This window comes from Oleiagrimonas sp. C23AA, from assembly GCF_011759385.1.
Classification (GTDB): domain Bacteria; phylum Pseudomonadota; class Gammaproteobacteria; order Xanthomonadales; family Rhodanobacteraceae; genus Oleiagrimonas.
The window spans coordinates 233614-250085 of record NZ_JAARLY010000001.1 but is presented as its reverse complement, the minus strand read 5'-3'; the positions used below and the strand labels follow the sequence as shown (position 1 = coordinate 250085).

Sequence of the window (16472 nt, the reverse complement as noted above, 5' to 3'; positions counted from 1 at the left end):
GAAGCGAGGGGCGCACCGCGGGGCCGGCGCGCCCTTCGCCGGTTACGGGTGCTTGACGTGGGCGCCGGGCGGCGGCGTCAGCATGCTGTGCGGGCGGGCAATGGCGTACATCTGCCAGGTGAAGCGCTTGAGCAGGCCATCGCGATCGTCGCCGATATTGTAAAGATCAAAATGCGTGCGCCCGGGCAGGAAGTGGATGTCCGCCTTGGCGTGCAGTTTCTTCAGCACCGCATCGAGCTTGCGCGCGGCGCCGTTGAGATAGAACGTATCGGCGGTGCCCACATACAGATGGATCTTGCCGTTCAACTCAGGCTTGAGCTGATCCCAGTGCGTGGCCAAGCGGTGCGCGATGTCGTAATGATCGCGCCAGTACGCCACCACCTTCGGATTCACATCACCGGTGTCGCGATTGAACATCGGCTCGGGACGCCCGTCCTTGCCGCGCGGCGAGAACACCCATTCGAACGAGGCAATCTGGCCACCGTAGGGCCCCAGCACGCGCTCGAGCTTGGCAAACTGCTCGAAGGTGGCGCGCACCTTGCCACCAGCGCGCATCAACGGATAGGCGCTGCCATCGGGGCGGTGATAGACGTTGGCATGCGGCGCGTACAGGTTCACGCCGGTGAAGTCATGGAAGTCCGACGGATCCGGCGAGGTCGACCACGTGCCTCCGAACTCGGCCGGATAGCGCGTCTGCAGCCACAGCGTGGCCCAGCCACCGGAGGAGTGGCCATTGAGGAAACGACCGCGGGCCCGCGCATCCATGTGAAAGCGCGATTCCAGGTTCGGAATCAGCTCGTCGATCAGTGCATGGCCCCACGGACCGTTGTTTACCGAATTGGCAAACTCATGCGTGCCGGTGGGGCACGACTCATCCAGGAACACCCAGATCATCGGCGGCATCTGGCCATCTTTCATGCCCTTCCACACCTCGGCCGCTTTCAGCGACAGATAGGCCATGTTGCCGGTGAAGCCGTGGGTGAAATACACCGTGGGATAGGTCTTGGACGCCTTGGCATCGTAGCCGGGCGGGGTCAGCACCCAGGCACGCATATGGATCGGGCGGCCCCAGAACTTGGTCAGCGCCGGGCTCTTGAAATCAATGCGCGTGGCGTGCTCGTGCGCCTGCTTGGAGGCGGCGACCATCGCTTTGCTGCGCGGGGTCAGCCACTGCGGACGGCTCTTGAGCTTCTTGACCAGGGTCAGGTCGGGCACCGAGCCGTCCCCCAGGGTGACCGTGGCCACCTGGCTGACGTAATCGCCGCCACTGCGGCCGGCATAGTTGTAGTTGTGATTGACGTCCAGCACCGCCTGCACGTCGTACTGACCGGGCTTGAGTTTGGAGAAAATCTCCGGGAAAGCCAGACGGTCGGTATCGATGTCCACGCCCTGCCCCGGCACCAGGCGCGATACCTCGCGCGCGGCCACTGCCACCTGGCTGGGATCAAATTCGTTGGCGTCGACCTTGGTGACCGGCTTGCCCTTGGCCGCCTTCTCGGCCTCGGCCTTCGGGATGGCAAACACCAGCAAACGACCGGCCAGTGGCTGTGCGCTGGCCGTGTTGTCCAGCGATACATGGAAGAAGGCATGCGGCGCATCGTGCGCGCCTGCTGCCGAGGTGACCGCCATGGCGGTGCCGAGAGCCAGTGTGGCCCATGCTTTGCGCATCATTGAAAAGCCCCTGAAGACAAGACCGTCTTGGTATCACAGAACGCTGCGCGGCGGTCGGGCCTAAAGTCATACAGGGGCGGACAAAGCGGAAATTATTCTTCGTAATACATGCGCTTGGCGATGCCGCCATCGGCACGAATATTCTCACCTGTCATAAAGCCGGCGCGCGAGGAGAGCAGGAAACTGGCAAGGGTGCCAATATCCTCGGGCACACCCACCCGGCCTACCGGGTGCTGGGCGTGATCGCGCTCGCTCAGGCGTGGATGCTTGCGCTGACCCGGCTTTTTCCACGCTGAGACCTCAATCCAACCGGGGCTGATGCAGTTGACGCGCACCACGGGCCCCTCGCTGACGGCCAGCGCATGGGTGAACGCCACCAGCGCGCCCTTGCTGGCCGCATAAGCCTCCGTGTGCGGCTCTGACTGCATGGCCCGCGACGAGGCAATGTTGACGATGGCGCCACGCGCTTCACGAAGGGCCGGCAAAGTATGCTTGGCGCAAAGGAAAGCGCCATCCAGATTGGTGCCCAGGCGACGCCGCCATTCGGCAAGTTCCAAAGTGTCGAGTGGTCCATTGTCCGGGCCGGCGATGCCGGCGTTGTTGACCAGGCCATCGAGCCGTCCAAAGCGTTCCAGCACGGCTGCCACAAACGCTTTCACACTGGTCTCGCGCGACACATCCAGGCGCTTGAACATCACCCGATCAGGCTGCCCCAGTTCGGCCACGCAGGCCTTGCCGGCCTCGGCATCGATGTCACCCACCGCCACCGAGCCACCGGCGGCCAAGACGGCATGCACGATGCCGCGCCCCACGCCCTGCGCACCGCCGGTCACCATGACCACGCGCTGGGCCAGTTCTTCAGAGGGAAACGCGCGCACCGGCGGCGCGGCAACGGGCTTGACCATGGCATCGATCCTTCAGCTGACAGTGAGTGATCGATTGTGGCGCAGGCCCATAGTCGACGCCCAGCCCGGCGCGAGCCAACGTTCAGGCCAACTCAGGCCAGGTCTTGGGAATGGGTGTCTCGCACCACCGGCACAATGCCACGACACTCGGGAAACTGGCGACAGCTCCAGAATTCACCACCCGGATGTCGGCCAATATGGATGTGCCGGCGCATCATAGGACCACCGCAACGCGGGCATGTCGGCGCGGAAGGATCTTCCAGCGTCGAGGCGTCTTCATGGCCTTCAAGTTCGTTCCGTGCCGACCCGGTCTGGTCTGACGGCGGCGCCAGCCACGCCGCAGGCGCCGTCTGCTCGATGACTTCGTGCGCCTCCAGGGTCACCTCGGTATCGGCGGAAGGCAGGCTGATGCGTCCATGGCCCATGGCGTCGTTGACACGCTGGCGCATGTCGGTCAGATCGTAATCGCGACGTGCAATCACGCGCAGCAGCGGCAGCCCGGCGGCGCGGCACAGTTCCTCGGGAAAATTATCCTCTCCCTCGGTCTCACTTTGCTGATGTGAGCGTTCGTCGAGATTGATCACGCATAGGATATCCAGCGCGTCAGCAGTACACAGCACGAAGTCAAAGCGGCGAAGGGCAGCGCGCCGGTGGGCGCGTCGATAACGCGCGCTACCGGGACGATGCGTGACCCGCACCACATCTACGGCGCGTACCTTGACGAAGATGCTGTATTCGGCCCCGGTGATGGCTTCCAGCACACTAAGGAAATGACGCGCGGCCGGACTCAGCAGACGTCCACGCCGGGCATAAGGAAACGTGGACTCGGCCTCGAGCTGACGACGCCTCGCCCAGATCCAGCCCCCCGCCAGCAACACGGCCAGCACCGACAAGACGATCAGACCCACCATGGATCATTCCCCTTCCACTCGCCCCAGCGCCCAGCATAAGCCAGTTTCAGGCATGATGGGGAGCACTTTCGCGCGCCGCATGCGCGCGACAGTCCAGCGCGCCGTGCGCAGCCCTGTTTCCCGCTCGATTTCACGGAGTGCATCCATGTCTCCTGTCTCCACTGGCCTGATCGGATTCGGTCTGGCCGGATCCGCCTTCCATGCGCCCATCCTCGACGCACTGTCCGAATTCCGGGTGGACGCCGTGGTCAGTTCGCGCCACGAAGCAATCGCTACCCAGCTACCCCAGGCAGCCATCGTACCTCAGGTCGACATGCTGCTGAACGACACACGCATTGAGCTTGTGATCATCGCCACGCCCGATCGCACCCATGCCCCGCTGGCGCAGGCCGCACTGGAGGCGGGCAAGCATGTGGTGGTGGACAAGCCGTTCTGCCTGAGTAGCACCGATGCCGATGCCCTGATCGAGCTGGCGACGAGAAAGCAGCGTGTGCTGAGCATTTATCAGAACCGGCGCTGGGACGGCGACTTTCGCACCGTGCAGTCGCTGATCAAGAGCGGACGGATGGGCCAGGTCAGCTACTTCGAGTCGCATTTCGACCGCTTCCGTCCCACCCCGAAAAACGGTTGGCGTGAGCGACCCGACGCCAGCGAAGGCGTCCTTTTTGATCTCGGCGCGCATCTGGTCGATCAGGCGCTGGTGCTTTTCGGCGCGCCGGATACGCTCATTGCCGACATCACCGTACAGCGCGAAAAGGCCAGGGTCTGCGACTATCTGCACATGGTGCTGGGCTACGGCAAGCGCCGTGTGGTGTTGCACGCCAGCACGCTAGCGGCCCGGCCTGGTCCGCGCTTTCTCGTGCACGGCGATGCTGCCAGCTATGTAAAGTTCGGCATGGACCCCCAAGAGGCTGCATTACGCGCCGGCAGCCGGCCGCAGCAGGATCCACACTGGGGTGAAGAATCGCCCGAGGCTTATGGCCAACTGCACGATGGCGAAGGACAGGTCACCTCAATAACCACGCAACCTGGCGACTATCGTGGATATTACCGGGCACTGGCCGGAGCCATTCGCCAGGGTGCGCCGGTGCCGGTCAGTGCTGTACAGGCACGCAACGTCATCGCGGTACTGGAAGCGGCGCGCGAAAGCGCGCGGCAAGGGCGCCGTCTAACCCCCACACTAGTTTGAACACCATGCCTATCGATCTTCACGACCTGGACGCCAGCGGCGTCTACCTGCTCACCGACGCCGATGTGCGAGCCCTGGCCGAGCAAGGGGCCGATGGCATGCATCAGGCCTGCGTCGATCTCTCACACTGTGGTTCGCTGGCTGCCACCGTGTCGACGCTGATCGCGGCCGGCCTGCTGCCGGCACATACTGCTCCCGAGCACGACGCACTGGCCGCAGCCTGGTGTGATCTGGCCTGGCTGCCCGCGCAGGCTTACGCGTGGTGCTTTCCGGGAGCCGCGGCGTTGCAGGCGAACGATCCAGGTGGCTTCGACGCCCTGCTCGATGCCCTTGATCAGGCGGCCGCGGCCTGGGCGCAGGCACACATTGGGTTGTTTGCCGCCTTTGGCTTACCTGCCGAGACGTTCGAGCACACCGATGCCGCCACCATCGCCGAGACTGGCGAGGTGGCCGCGGAGGCATCCGAGGAGGTCTTTCCATTGCGCGGCGAGTTCATCGAGCTCAACCAACTACTGAAACTGGTCGGGCTGTGCGAAAGCGGTGCGGCCGGCAAGGCCCTGGTGGCCGCCGGTGAAGTGACTGTCGACGGTCAGGTCGAACATCGCAAGACGGCCAAAATCCGTGATGGGCAGACCGTTGAAGCGCGTGGCGTAAGCATCCGCGTGTACACGCCGAGCTGAACCTGCTGACGAGACCTCAAGCCCACCCCGCCTGACGCTGACGGGCTGCGTGATCGCGCAGCAGCGATTCCAGCTGATCGGGTGGGACCGGACGCGAATACAGGTAGCCCTGCCCTTCCTGGCACCCCGCCCTGCGCAAAAAGTCGTGCTGGGGCTGGGTTTCCACGCCTTCTGCCACGGCCCGCAAGCCCATCCGCTGACAGATGTCGAGCACGGTCTCGATGATCACTACATCGTTGGCGCTTTCAGGCAGGCCATCGACGAAGGAACGGTCTATTTTCAGGCAATCGACCGCCGGCAGTTTGAGATAGGTCAGCGATGAGTAACCGGTGCCGAAATCATCGATGGCCACGCCCACGCCCAGGCGATGCAGTGCACGCATGGTGCGCTCGACCTGGTCACCCAGTGCCAGCATGGCGCTTTCGGTGATTTCAAGCACCAGGCGGCCATCGCCCAGGTGCCGGTTGGCCAGTGTCCGTCCAAGCGTTTCCAGAAACCCCGGGTGGCCGAACCACGCAGCCGACACGTTCAGTTCCACCCGCAAACCAGACAGCCCCATTGCATCCCACACGTCCATCTGATCGCACACGGTCTGCATGACCCATTCATCAATATGCCGGATCATACCCAAGCGTTCTGCCATGGGAATGAACTCGGCCGGTGAAATCTGTCCGCGCACAGGGTGCTCCCAGCGCAACAGTGCTTCCACCGCCACCGGCGTACCGCTTTGCATGTCGACGATGGGCTGGTAGACCACCGCGAACTCTTCGTGTGCCAGCGCTTGACGCAGATCAGCCGACAGCACCAGACGCCGACGTGCATCGGCGTGCATGCGTGGCGAGTAGAAACGATAAGCGTTGCGCTCCTCCACCTTGGCCGCGTACATGGCTGCATCGGCGTTACCTATCAGCGTGACGGTATCGTTGCCATCCAGCGGATAGCCGGCGATGCCGATACTCGCCCCCAGCACGATGTCCATGTCCTCCAGCACAAACGGCTGCGACAAGGTGTCGATCAGGCGTTCGGCAAGGGCGCTGGCCTGCTCCAGCCCGTCGATCCTGGGCAGCAGCACCGTGAATTCGTCGCCCCCGATGCGCCCGGCCACGGCACCCTCGGGCAACTGTGCACGAATGCGGTCGGCGACACGCATCAGCAACTTGTCGCCGATGGCATGACTGAAGCTGTCGTTGACGATCTTGAAATTGTCCAGGTCGACAAACAGCACCGCCGCCAGCGCGTGGTGTTGCTCGGCCTCGGTGATCGCCTGCGTGCAGTAGCGCTCGAACTCGCCACGGTTGGCCATGCCCGTCAATGCATCATGCGTGGCCAGATGCTCAAGGCGCTGGCGGTGCGCCTTCAGCGTGGCGATGTTGGTGATCACGGCGACGTAGTACTGGACCTGGCCGCCGCCGTCTCGAATCACGCTCACCGAGAGATACTCGGGATAGGTCTGGCCATCGGCGCGCTCGCTGATGACCTCGCCCGACCAGTGCCCCTGCGCGATCAGGGCCTGCCACATCGACTCGGGCAGCGGCGAGCCATCAGGCATGTGCCGAGCCCGGTCGAAGCGCTGCCCGCGCAGCGACTGCGCGCTGAAGCCGGTGAGCTCCTCGTGTGCGCGATTGACGCTGAGCACGCGATACTGCGCATCGGCAATGATCACCCCCTCGGCAATCGAGGCCAATGCCTCGGCGGCGATGCGTCGCTCCTGCTCCATGCTGACCCGGTCCGAGACATCGCGCAGGATCGCCTGGCGCACTGGCCGGTCGCCCCAGGTGACCAAGCTGCTCTGTGCCTCGACAAAACGCGGCGTGCCCTCGCGCCGCAACAGCTGGCTCACTGGCCGGCTGTCGCTCCATGGCGTGCGTCCGCCAACGAATAGATCGGCAAAGTTGCCGCCGATCAGCACGTGCTCGCTACGCCCCGTCCACAACGAGGCGGTACGATTCACATCCAGCACGCTACCGTCACTGTCATCGACCATGACGATGGCATCGGCGGCGTGATCGAACAGCAAACGGTAACGCTCCTCGGTGCCTCGGATGCCGTTGAGAATGCGTCGCGCCATGGCCAGCCAGAACAGCGAGGCCAGGCAGGCCGCGACCAGCACCGTACCGAACAGCACATGCCCGATCCAGCCCGCGCCTCGCGCAATCTGTTCGGAAAAATCACTGGCGTAGGGTGCGATCTGATCGTTGAGCCTGTGAATGCGCGAGCGCTGGGAACTGATCTCCTCGGGGGTGACATTGCCGCCGGCGTAGTCCTCATGCATTTGGTCGGCGATGGCACCCAACTCGGCGATGGCGTGATCGGTATGGCGCCAGGCCGTCAGGGCCTGCCTCATGTAGGGCCCCTGCTGCAGGTACCTGAGCATGAACACCACGCCGGGCACCGCCTCGGGCATGGCGTTACCGTGGCTGAGTGCACGCATCACCTTGTCCGCTGGCGCGCGTCCCGCGGTCAGTGCGTCGCGAACGTAGCGGTCATATCCAAGCAGTGCATAGTTGTGGCGAAAGTCGGCATAGGCGGCCTGGCTCCCGGATCCGGCATAGCTGTCCAGCGCGATAACGGCCTGCTTCTGCGCCTTGGACCACACACTCTCGCCGTTGAGAAAGCCGGCCAGCGCGACCTGGATCTTCAACGCGCCCCAGGTCAACAACAGCAGGATGCCCACCAGCATGACAAGGGCATAGGCCAGCGGCATCAGCCGCTTTGAAAGCGGGCGCTGCGGCTCAACCGTCGAAGTGGACATCAACCGTGTTCCTTGTCATCTGGATAGACCACTGGCCGATGACTTGGCCCCCTGCCAGTGGTCTACCATAAACGGGCGTGTAAGGTTGAGTGCCGAACCGCAAAAGCCGTCGCCCTAGGCCACCTGTACGTAGGAAGGCGTGATCTTGCGCACAGGATCCACACAACGATCGGCCAGCAGACGCATGCAAGTGTAACTGCGCTTGACGCACTCGGTGACGTGCGCCACCTCGTCGGCGGCTGGATTGGTGCCCATCAAGGTGCACACGATCTCCAGCGCTTCCCAGGGATGCGTGTCGTCATAGGCGGCATGAAGCTGCAACCAACGCAGCGAGCGCGTGCGTCCCTCCTCGGGCATCGTCCGTGCATAGCTGCGGCTGGAATAGAGAATTTGCGACCACTCACCGGTGGCTCCTTCCACCGCGTAGTTGGTGGCCGCCATACCGGCCACCAGGCTGTCGTTGGCACACACCTCTTCGCACCACTTGGCCAGCGCATCAGTACCCGCCGGCGCCTCGCCATGCAACACATCGTCGCGCTCCACGCCGGCACCCTCGGCCCAGTGCAGCCAGTATTCGGCATGGTTCTGCTCGACGCGGATATTGCGCACCAGCCAGCGTCGCGCCATGTCGTCACCGACGCTGCGGCCATACTGGGTCTTTAGCAGACTCATCGCCATGTAACTGGGAAAGCGCTCGATCACCGGCCAGATCCCGACCATGAAGTTGCGCGTGGAAGTCTTGTTCTGGCGGGCCGCTTTCATGATTCCCCAAAGCTCGTGGTCGACCACGGTCTGTTTCACCGGGTCGCACTCGGCCACCATGTCCTGTGCCCAATGGGGATAGCTGGCCAACTCCATCAGCGGCCCGGATCGCTCGAACGGCATGTTCATCGAAACCTCACTATTCACTCATCTCGTGTCGTTGAGTCGGTGCCAGCGCAGCGCCCCACCCTACCTCAGGCAGCTGGCTGCGTCGCACCGTTCCATGTGCGTGGAGCCCCTGTTCACCACCGGATCAATGTACTGCCATTGCCGGTGCCAACGAAGCCCTTTTCGCCGACCCGTCGCTGCCGCTAACGTAGTACGCCCCTCACCACTACCCTGCGTCTACCCATGCCCATGCTCTCCGCCCTGCTTCTGGGCGCTCTGGCCGCCGGTCAGCCGCCGATGTATCAGTATCAGTCCAGCCAACCGGGCTGGCTGAGCCCGGAAAACCGTAACGGCTCGCCTGGCCAGGGCGCCAAGGAAAACCAGGGTGCCAAGGGCCATCCCTATGATTCCATTCCGGCGCATGGCTCGATCACGCTGGGCACCATCAAGGGTAGTGGCGTGGTGCATCGCATATGGATGACCTTGAGCGACCGCTCGGCAAAACGCCTGCGCGCGCTGCGGCTGGAGGTGTACTGGGATGGCGCCAAGACACCGGCGATATCCGTGCCTCTGGGCGATTTTTTCGGCTTTGATACCGGCCACATGTTCGCCTTCCAGAACGCGCTTTTTGCCAGCCCGGAAGGCCGCTCTTTCGTGGCCACCGTGCCGATGCCGTTCCGGCACGGCGCACGCTTCGTGCTGCACAACGATGCCGACACCCCGCTCAAGCAGGTGTTCTACGACATCGACTTCACGCGCCAGCCCGTGGCCACCGACGCGCTGTATTTCCACGCCAACTGGCACCACGTGCATCGCACCACGCCGGGACGGGCCTTCACTCTACTGCCGAAGGTGCACGGCCGCGGCCGCTTCCTGGGCGCCAGCATGGCGGTGGTCACCAACCCGGCCTATGGCGACAGCTGGTGGGGCGAGGGCGAGGTGAAGATGTACCTGGATGGCGACCGCCGCCACCCCACCCTGGCCGGCACCGGCACGGAAGACTACGTCGGTTCCGGCTACGGCCTGGGACATTACGCGCAGCGCGATACCGGCACACCGATTGCCGACAGCAAGCATGGCGTGTGGCTGTTCTACCGCTATCACCTGCCGGACCCGATCTTTTTCGCGCACGACTTCTCCGCGCGCCTGCAACAGATCGGGGGCGCACCCAAGGCCACGGTCCAGGCCATGCAGGCCAAGGGCGCGCCGCTCGAACCCATCACCATCGACCCGGGCGGTCGCCAGCACTTCGTGCAACTGCTCACCGGGCGCAAACGCGCGCTGGATGATGCCGCGCTGCCGGCCAAGGGCTGGACCAACTTCTATCGCAGCGACGATGTCACGGCGACGGTGTACTACTATCTGGATCGCCCAGGCGCCGCCTTCGACGCGCAGCTGCCGCCGCTGACCAAACGCATCGCAGACCTGCCACCGGCACCGGCGAAAACAACCGATCAGCCCTGAGCGCGATGAGGTCATGATCGGACGGTGGCGCCGCAGTGATAAGGCGGCGCCGCGCCATGTGTGCTCAGCACGGCATAAAGCAACCACCTGCACCCGGCCCGCTTTTCGCAGCGGCGAATCAGCCGGCGCCGGCCACCGCGTGGTGACAGCCAAGTGGATAAACGCGCTGTCGCGCTGAAGCAAGCGCTCGTGCCCTCATGGAGGGGAGTTCCTGCGCCCTGCCCGCCACCTCACGATGGATGCGGCCCCAGTCAGCGCACGCGGACCATCTGCGCAAGACATGCCGCACTGAAACAGCCGGTATCCACGCAGCGAACGTTCCGCCCCTGTTGATCAATGACCTGTGGCACAGCACCCCGCCCACGTCGGTAGGCGTATGCTGTACTCACAAGGTTTACAACTGAAGGAGGGCCATCCATGGGTCACCAAAACGCCACTTCCCGCTCGCGGTTGCCGAGCATGCGCAAGCTGGCTGCGGCCACCTCGCTGTGCCTGCTGGCCGCCGCCATTGCGCCAACGCCGGCCGTTGCCGCCAACACTTCCAGCGGACCGGCCAGTCTGGTCGATACATTTTTGGGTACGGGCAACGGCGGAGCGGTCACTGGCAACGTCAACACCTTTCCCGGGGCCACCATGCCGTTTGGCATGCTCACCTTCAGCCCGACCACGCCATCGCGTCCGCCCGGCAGCGACTACGCCTACAAGGACCACCGCATCGAAGGCTTCAGCCTGACGCACCTGTCAGGACCGGGCTGCTGGGCCGGCGGTGTGGTGCCGATCCTGCCCACCAGCGGCAAGGTGCCAAGCCAGCCGCAAAAAGCCAGCGAACCGTTTTCCCATCAGCACGAAAGCGCCCATCCCGGTCGCTACCAGGTCACGCTGGCGCCAGGCTCCGATCACGCCATCGAGGCCACCCTGGCCGCCACCACGCGCACCGGCATCAGTACGTTCCACTTCCCGGCCGACGCGCAGGCCAATGTGCTGTTCAAGGCCGCCGATGCTGCTTCGCGCACCGGTGCCGGCTCCATCCATGTGATCGGCGATCATGCCCTGGCCGGCAGCGTGACCTCGGGCTACTTCTGCGGCACGCAGACCAGCGACACCACCTACTTCGTGGTGCAATTCAAGCGCCCGTTCCGTTCTTTTGGTACCTGGGAAGGTAACGTTAGCTCAAAAGATTCGCGCAGCGCGGCGGGTGCCGGCTCGGCCGGCGCCTGGGTCAGCTTTGATACCCGCCACAATCGCGATGTTCAGATGAAGGTGGCCATTTCCTATGTATCGACCGCCAATGCCTGGGCCAACTTGAAGGCCGAAGACGACGGCTGGAGCACGCAGGCGGTCGCCGACAAGGCGCAGCACGCCTGGAACAAACTGCTCTCGCGCATCGACGTGCACGGCGGCACGCACGATCAGAAGGTGCAGTTCTACACCGGCCTGTATCACGTGCTGGTCGATCCCAATGTCTTTTCCGATGCCAATGGCCAGTACATCGGCTATGACCGCAAGATCCACCAGCTGCCCAAGGGCCAGCATACCCAGTACGCCAATTTCTCCGGCTGGGATATCTATCGCTCGGAAATGCCGCTGCTGGCGCTGTTGGCGCCCAAGCGCAGCAGCGACATGGTGCGCTCACTGCTGAACGATCAGGCGCAAGGCGGCTGGCTGCCCAAGTGGGGCTACGACAACGTCTATACCGGCGTCATGAATGGCGATGCCGCCGACCCGGTGATTGCCGATGCCTACGCCTTCGGCGCGCGTGATTTCGACCACAGCAAGGCGCTCAAGGCCATGCTGCATGGCGCCACGCATACACCTGATCCGTCCTCGTGGTCCGGTGGCTATGTGGAGCGCCCGAATCTGCACGACTACGAGCGTCTGGGCTACGTGCCGGGCAATGCGTCGGAAACGCTCGAATACGCCACCGCGGATTTTTCCATCGCCGCGTTTGCCAAGGCACTGGGCGATACCCAGACCACCGATAAATTCTTGAAGCGTGCCGGCAACTGGCGCAACACCTTCGACAAGCAGGCCAAGTTCCGCGGCTTTGCCGGCTATTCCGAGCCACGCAATGTCGACGGCAGCTATCCGGCCGACGCCGGCTTTGGTGTGCATAATGGCGCCTACGGGCAAAGTGGCTTCGAGGAAGGCAACACCCTGCAATACACATGGATGGTGCCGCAGGACATGCATGGTCTGATCGGCGCCATGGGCGGCAACGCTACCGCGCAAAAGCGCCTGGACACGTTGTTCCAGCAGCTCAACGTTGGCCCCAACAAGCCCTACTACTGGGCTGGCAACGAGCCCGGGCTGAACATGCCGTGGGCGTACGACTATGCCGGCGCGCCATACAAGACGCAGCAGGTCGTGCATCGACTGCTTGAGCAGGTCTACTCGGACAAACCCGGCGGTGAACCGGGCAATGACGATCTGGGCGCGATGAGTTCGTGGCTGGTGTGGTCGTACTTGGGCATGTATCCCGACTCACCGGGTGCCCCCGTGCTGACGCTGGGCGCCCCCGTGTTCCCGCGCATCACGCTGCACATGGGCAACGGCCACACCGTGACCATCCACGCGCCCAAGGCGTCGATGAAAACCTACGTCAACGCGCTCAAGGTCAACGGCAAGCCCTGGCACAAGGCCTGGCTGCCCGCTTCGCTGCTGACCGGTGGCCAGCAACCCAGCGGCCAGGACACGCTGGACTTCGACATGCGCGGCACGCCCAACAAGCAGTGGGCCGCGGCGGCCAGTGACGCGCCGCCCTCCTACCCGCCAGCCGACAGCGCCGGCGGGCGCTGATCGACAGGGACCGGTCGCCGCACCTTGCGGTGGCCGGTCTTCTAAAGCAGCGCTTCCAGCAACTGCAGCAAACCCCATAGCGAGACGATCCAGATCGCGGTGCGCAGATAGGGAATGCCGATCACATAGACCGGCCAGTAAGCCACACGCGCCCACACGTAAACCATGGCGCCCAACGCAGTGTGGGCATCGTTGCGCTGAGCCAGCACGACGGCCACGGCCAGCACGGCAAACAAGGGAAAGGTTTCCAGGAAATTGGCGCGTGCCCGATCGGCCCGCGCGGCGGCACCACTTAGCGCCGGCGCCTCGCCATCGCGATTGCCGACATTCCACTTCAACCCGCGCTGCCACGTCATCAGACCCGCCGCCAGCAGGATATAACCCAGCCCGAGCGCCACCGCCCAGGCCAACCAGTAAAGCTCCGGTGCCATCGTCATCATGCAAGTCCTCCCATTTCCTTGCCGCAAAGCCGCATGCTTTCACAGCGTCGATGAGTCATGCGTGTATCAGTGCGACTGGGCGGCGGCCTGCTCGGCGTCTTGACGGTAACGCTCGACGAACTGGCGTGCCGGCTCCGGTCGGGCCAGGTAATAGCCCTGCACCATGTCGCATCCCATCTCACGCAGGCTCGCCAGGGTCTCGGCATCCTCGATGCCCTCAGCCACCGTCTTCATGTCCAGATGGCGACCGGTATCGATCATGGCCTGCACCAGGCTGGCCGTACGCGGCTCGTTGGCCATGGCACGGATCAGCGACATGTCGATCTTAAGCTCCGTGGCCGGCAGCCGACGCAGGTAGGCAAATGAGGCGAAGCCGGTGCCGAAATCGTCGATGGCCACCCGTACACCCTTGTCCCGCAACCGGCCCAGCAACTGCACACTGGTATCGATGTTGTGGATGGCCGCCGTTTCAGTGACTTCCACACAAAGGCTGGTCGGAGGAATTGACCAAATCTCCAAGGCACCAAGCACGCGTTCGACCAGCCCTGCGGTGGCAAACAGTTGTGATGAGAGATTCACTGCCAGCTCCAGGCCGTGACCCTTCGGCAACTGCGCCATGAAGCGAAGACTCGCCTGCAGACTCCAGTGCGACAGCGGCTCGATCAGGTCGTGGTCCTCGGCGAAGCTGACGAAGTCCGACGGCGGCACCGGATCGCGGCCTGGCGGGAACCAGCGTGCCAGCGACTCAACGCCCACCATATGCCCGCTCTCGACGTCCCACCAGGGTTGGAAGTACACGTCCAGACGGCTGGCCTGAATGGCGTCACGCAACTCCTCATAGCGAATGTTGGCCGGTGAGCGATAGGGGCCATGGACCGCGAACGCCTGCCCGGAACGCAAGGCCTCGTCATGTGCGCGCTCGGCAAGACGACACAACCGCTCGGGGTCGTCAGCGTGGTCGGGATAAAGCGCCAGACCGATGGCCACGCGCCCGTTCCAGGGAGTCGAGGTAGGACGCTGCGACATGTCGAATGCCGCTGCCGCACGCACCGCGGCCAGTTGCGCATGGGTGGCGTTCCTCAATCCGCCCAGCACAGCGATGAACATGTCCTCGCCGCCCTGGATCACCACGTCACGCGGACGCAGGCAGGCGGTCAGACGCTCGCGCGACACCTCCACTGCGGCATCGCCGGCGGCGTAACCTGACTGCAGACAGATCTCGCGCAGTCCATGCAGACGAAGCAGCATCACCGCCACATGCGAGCCTTCTGCCTGCGCCTCGCGCACAGCCTCGGCTATCGCGGTGAAGACATGCTCGCGATTCAGCATGCGCCAGACCAGTGCGGGAGCCGAGGCGGCATCATCAGAGGAAGAACTCGGCCGGATCCAGGCCGTGGTCGCCCACCTTCAGGCTACGCACCACCGAGACGGCGTCTTCGTCGTCCTCGACTTGCTGCATCAGGTCCATCGTCCACATGTCGTCGATGGGCTGCTTGTCGCGATTGGTAATGACGGCCACCTTGGGACGCAACCGTCGCACTTGGTTCTGCGCCATCACCACCGCCACCTCGCCGCTGGAGAGTTCCACCAGCGAGCCTGTCGGGTACACCCCCAGACAGGCCTGGAACTGCTCCACCAGCTCACCCTGATAGGCCGCGTCGCGACCGGCGTAGATACGTGACAGTGCACCGGCCTTGGACAGTGCCTTACGGTAAGGCACCTGCGAGATCATGGCGTCGTAGCTGTCGATGATCGCCGCCATGCGCGCCAGCAGTGGGATGCCATTACCAAGCAGCCCATTGGGATAGCCGGTGCCATCGTAGCGCTCGTGATGGGACTGCACCATGTCCAGCACATCGCGATCGCCGATGTCCGACTCTTCCAGCAGACTGACGCCGAAATCGACATGGCGACGCAACTCGGCCATTTCGTCTTCGGTCACCGGACCGGGACGTTCGAGCAGGTCCTGGTTGACGCGTGACTTGCCCACATCCAGCAGCAGCCCTCCAGCGGCCAGGCTGATGATGGTGTCTTCGGCGAACCCCATATGGCGACCGAATGCGGCCGCCAACGCGCTGCAGCTGATCGAGTGCTTGTACAGATAGACGTTGCGCGAGCGTTGCGACTCGATCCAGAAGAAGGCATCGGCGCTGCGCAGCACACTCTCGACCACCGGACGCACGGCCCGATCAACCGTGGCCACGGAGAGCCCACGTCCGGCACTGATGTCCTGGACAATATCCTCGACGATACTGGTGGCATTGCGGAAGGCTTCTTCGGCACGGCCAACCTCTTCTTCCAGCGCCACGCCAGCGCCGTAATCGACGACGCGGTCAAAACGCGTCTCGGCACTGTTGCCGTTGCGAAGGGTGCGGGTGTAACGGTCGTCCGGCACCAGACGGTGTGCATCAATGAAAACATACTCGCACAGGTCACGCAGCTGCGCGATTTCCTCATCGCTTTTCAGCTCCACGCCCTGCAGAGGGAAGGAGGTGTCTTCCCACGGCCGGTCCAGGCGGCATACGAACATGCCCAGCTGGAGCTCGCCGACATCGACGCGGCGCTCTTCCAGTTCAAACGTCACACAGATCCCCTGACACGCTTCAGGCCAGCACCAATGATCGCCGTGATGCAGAGATTACGCTTTCTGATCAAGGCCTTTCCGAAACATCATACAATTATCATCGTGCTCTGCACATGAACTGCAACCACGTACAGATCCCGTCTAAAAGTTCTCGCGGCGGCGCCGGCGACATTCGCCAAACGTCATACCACGTCCATTTACGCATACCTT

Annotated in this window: 12 protein-coding genes and 1 pseudogene; 5 read left to right on the top strand and 8 right to left on the bottom strand. The window is 63.7% G+C overall.

Annotated elements, in window-relative coordinates; all coding sequences use genetic code 11:
• Positions 1–42: 42 nt before the first annotated feature.
• The 3 genes from HBF24_RS01115 to HBF24_RS01105 form a co-directional block, all read right to left on the bottom strand.
• A complete protein-coding gene (locus HBF24_RS01115) occupies positions 43–1629 on the bottom strand; it encodes an alpha/beta hydrolase-fold protein (RefSeq protein ID WP_240922105.1) in 1587 nt (528 codons plus the stop codon).
• A 134-nt stretch (positions 1630–1763) separates the two neighbouring features.
• The gene (locus HBF24_RS01110; protein WP_167167650.1) at positions 1764–2576 is read right to left on the bottom strand and encodes an SDR family oxidoreductase; all 813 of its coding nucleotides are present in this window, start codon (positions 2574–2576) and stop codon (positions 1764–1766) included.
• A gap of 92 nt (positions 2577–2668) precedes the next feature.
• Positions 2669–3487 (bottom strand): DUF2726 domain-containing protein, encoded by an 819-nt coding sequence (locus HBF24_RS01105; RefSeq protein ID WP_167167647.1) that lies wholly within the window; start codon positions 3485–3487, stop codon positions 2669–2671.
• 145 nt (positions 3488–3632) lie between these two features.
• Here HBF24_RS01105 and HBF24_RS01100 point away from each other — a divergent pair, with 145 nt between their 5' ends.
• The 3 genes and pseudogenes from HBF24_RS01100 (at position 3633) to HBF24_RS17250 (ending at position 5356) form a co-directional block, all read left to right on the top strand.
• Positions 3633–4676 (top strand): oxidoreductase, encoded by a 1044-nt coding sequence (locus HBF24_RS01100; RefSeq protein WP_167167644.1) that lies wholly within the window; start codon positions 3633–3635, stop codon positions 4674–4676.
• 5 nt (positions 4677–4681) lie between these two features.
• Positions 4682–5023, top strand: a pseudogene (locus tag HBF24_RS17445) (hypothetical protein); the annotation flags it as partial.
• 99 nt (positions 5024–5122) lie between these two features.
• Complete coding sequence (locus HBF24_RS17250; protein ID WP_343162701.1) at positions 5123–5356, top strand: RNA-binding S4 domain-containing protein; 234 nt, start codon at positions 5123–5125, stop codon at positions 5354–5356.
• Between the two features lie 16 nt (positions 5357–5372).
• Here HBF24_RS17250 and HBF24_RS01090 read toward each other — a convergent pair whose 3' ends face one another.
• Positions 5373–8108, bottom strand: a complete 2736-nt coding sequence (locus HBF24_RS01090; protein WP_240922034.1) for an EAL domain-containing protein — start codon at positions 8106–8108, stop codon at positions 5373–5375.
• A gap of 114 nt (positions 8109–8222) precedes the next feature.
• Positions 8223–8999, bottom strand: a complete 777-nt coding sequence (locus HBF24_RS01085; RefSeq protein ID WP_167167641.1) for an iron-containing redox enzyme family protein — start codon at positions 8997–8999, stop codon at positions 8223–8225.
• A gap of 222 nt (positions 9000–9221) precedes the next feature.
• Here HBF24_RS01085 and HBF24_RS01080 point away from each other — a divergent pair, with 222 nt between their 5' ends.
• Positions 9222–10442: a glycoside hydrolase family 172 protein gene (locus tag HBF24_RS01080; RefSeq protein ID WP_167167638.1), complete on the top strand. Its 1221-nt coding sequence runs from the start codon at positions 9222–9224 to the stop codon at positions 10440–10442.
• Between the two features lie 417 nt (positions 10443–10859).
• Positions 10860–13238 (top strand): GH92 family glycosyl hydrolase, encoded by a 2379-nt coding sequence (locus HBF24_RS01075; protein ID WP_167167636.1) that lies wholly within the window; start codon positions 10860–10862, stop codon positions 13236–13238.
• 41 nt (positions 13239–13279) lie between these two features.
• Here HBF24_RS01075 and HBF24_RS01070 read toward each other — a convergent pair whose 3' ends face one another.
• The 3 genes from HBF24_RS01070 to HBF24_RS01060 form a co-directional block, all read right to left on the bottom strand.
• Positions 13280–13675 (bottom strand): MAPEG family protein, encoded by a 396-nt coding sequence (locus tag HBF24_RS01070; protein ID WP_167168699.1) that lies wholly within the window; start codon positions 13673–13675, stop codon positions 13280–13282.
• A gap of 69 nt (positions 13676–13744) precedes the next feature.
• Positions 13745–15007, bottom strand: a complete 1263-nt coding sequence (locus HBF24_RS01065) for a GGDEF domain-containing phosphodiesterase (RefSeq protein WP_167167632.1) — start codon at positions 15005–15007, stop codon at positions 13745–13747.
• 34 nt (positions 15008–15041) lie between these two features.
• A complete protein-coding gene (locus HBF24_RS01060) occupies positions 15042–16262 on the bottom strand; it encodes an HD-GYP domain-containing protein (RefSeq protein ID WP_167167630.1) in 1221 nt (406 codons plus the stop codon).
• Positions 16263–16472: the final 210 nt, after the last annotated feature.

Excerpts from the sequence above, each read along its gene's own strand:
- HBF24_RS01065 (WP_167167632.1), bottom strand. The coding sequence starts at position 15,007 with ATGCTGAATCGCGAGCATGTCTTCACCGCGATAGCCGAGGCTGTGCGC.
- HBF24_RS01110 (WP_167167650.1), bottom strand. The coding sequence starts at position 2,576 with ATGGTCAAGCCCGTTGCCGCGCCGCCGGTGCGCGCGTTTCCCTCTGAA.
- HBF24_RS01115 (WP_240922105.1), bottom strand. The coding sequence starts at position 1,629 with ATGGCGGTCACCTCGGCAGCAGGCGCGCACGATGCGCCGCATGCCTTC.
- HBF24_RS01075 (WP_167167636.1), top strand. The coding sequence starts at position 10,860 with ATGGGTCACCAAAACGCCACTTCCCGCTCGCGGTTGCCGAGCATGCGC.
- HBF24_RS01080 (WP_167167638.1), top strand. The coding sequence starts at position 9,222 with ATGCCCATGCTCTCCGCCCTGCTTCTGGGCGCTCTGGCCGCCGGTCAG.
- HBF24_RS01070 (WP_167168699.1), bottom strand. The coding sequence starts at position 13,675 with ATGACGATGGCACCGGAGCTTTACTGGTTGGCCTGGGCGGTGGCGCTC.
- HBF24_RS01100 (WP_167167644.1), top strand. The coding sequence starts at position 3,633 with ATGTCTCCTGTCTCCACTGGCCTGATCGGATTCGGTCTGGCCGGATCC.
- HBF24_RS01090 (WP_240922034.1), bottom strand. The coding sequence starts at position 8,108 with ATGTCCACTTCGACGGTTGAGCCGCAGCGCCCGCTTTCAAAGCGGCTG.
- HBF24_RS01105 (WP_167167647.1), bottom strand. The coding sequence starts at position 3,487 with ATGGTGGGTCTGATCGTCTTGTCGGTGCTGGCCGTGTTGCTGGCGGGG.
- HBF24_RS01085 (WP_167167641.1), bottom strand. The coding sequence starts at position 8,999 with ATGAACATGCCGTTCGAGCGATCCGGGCCGCTGATGGAGTTGGCCAGC.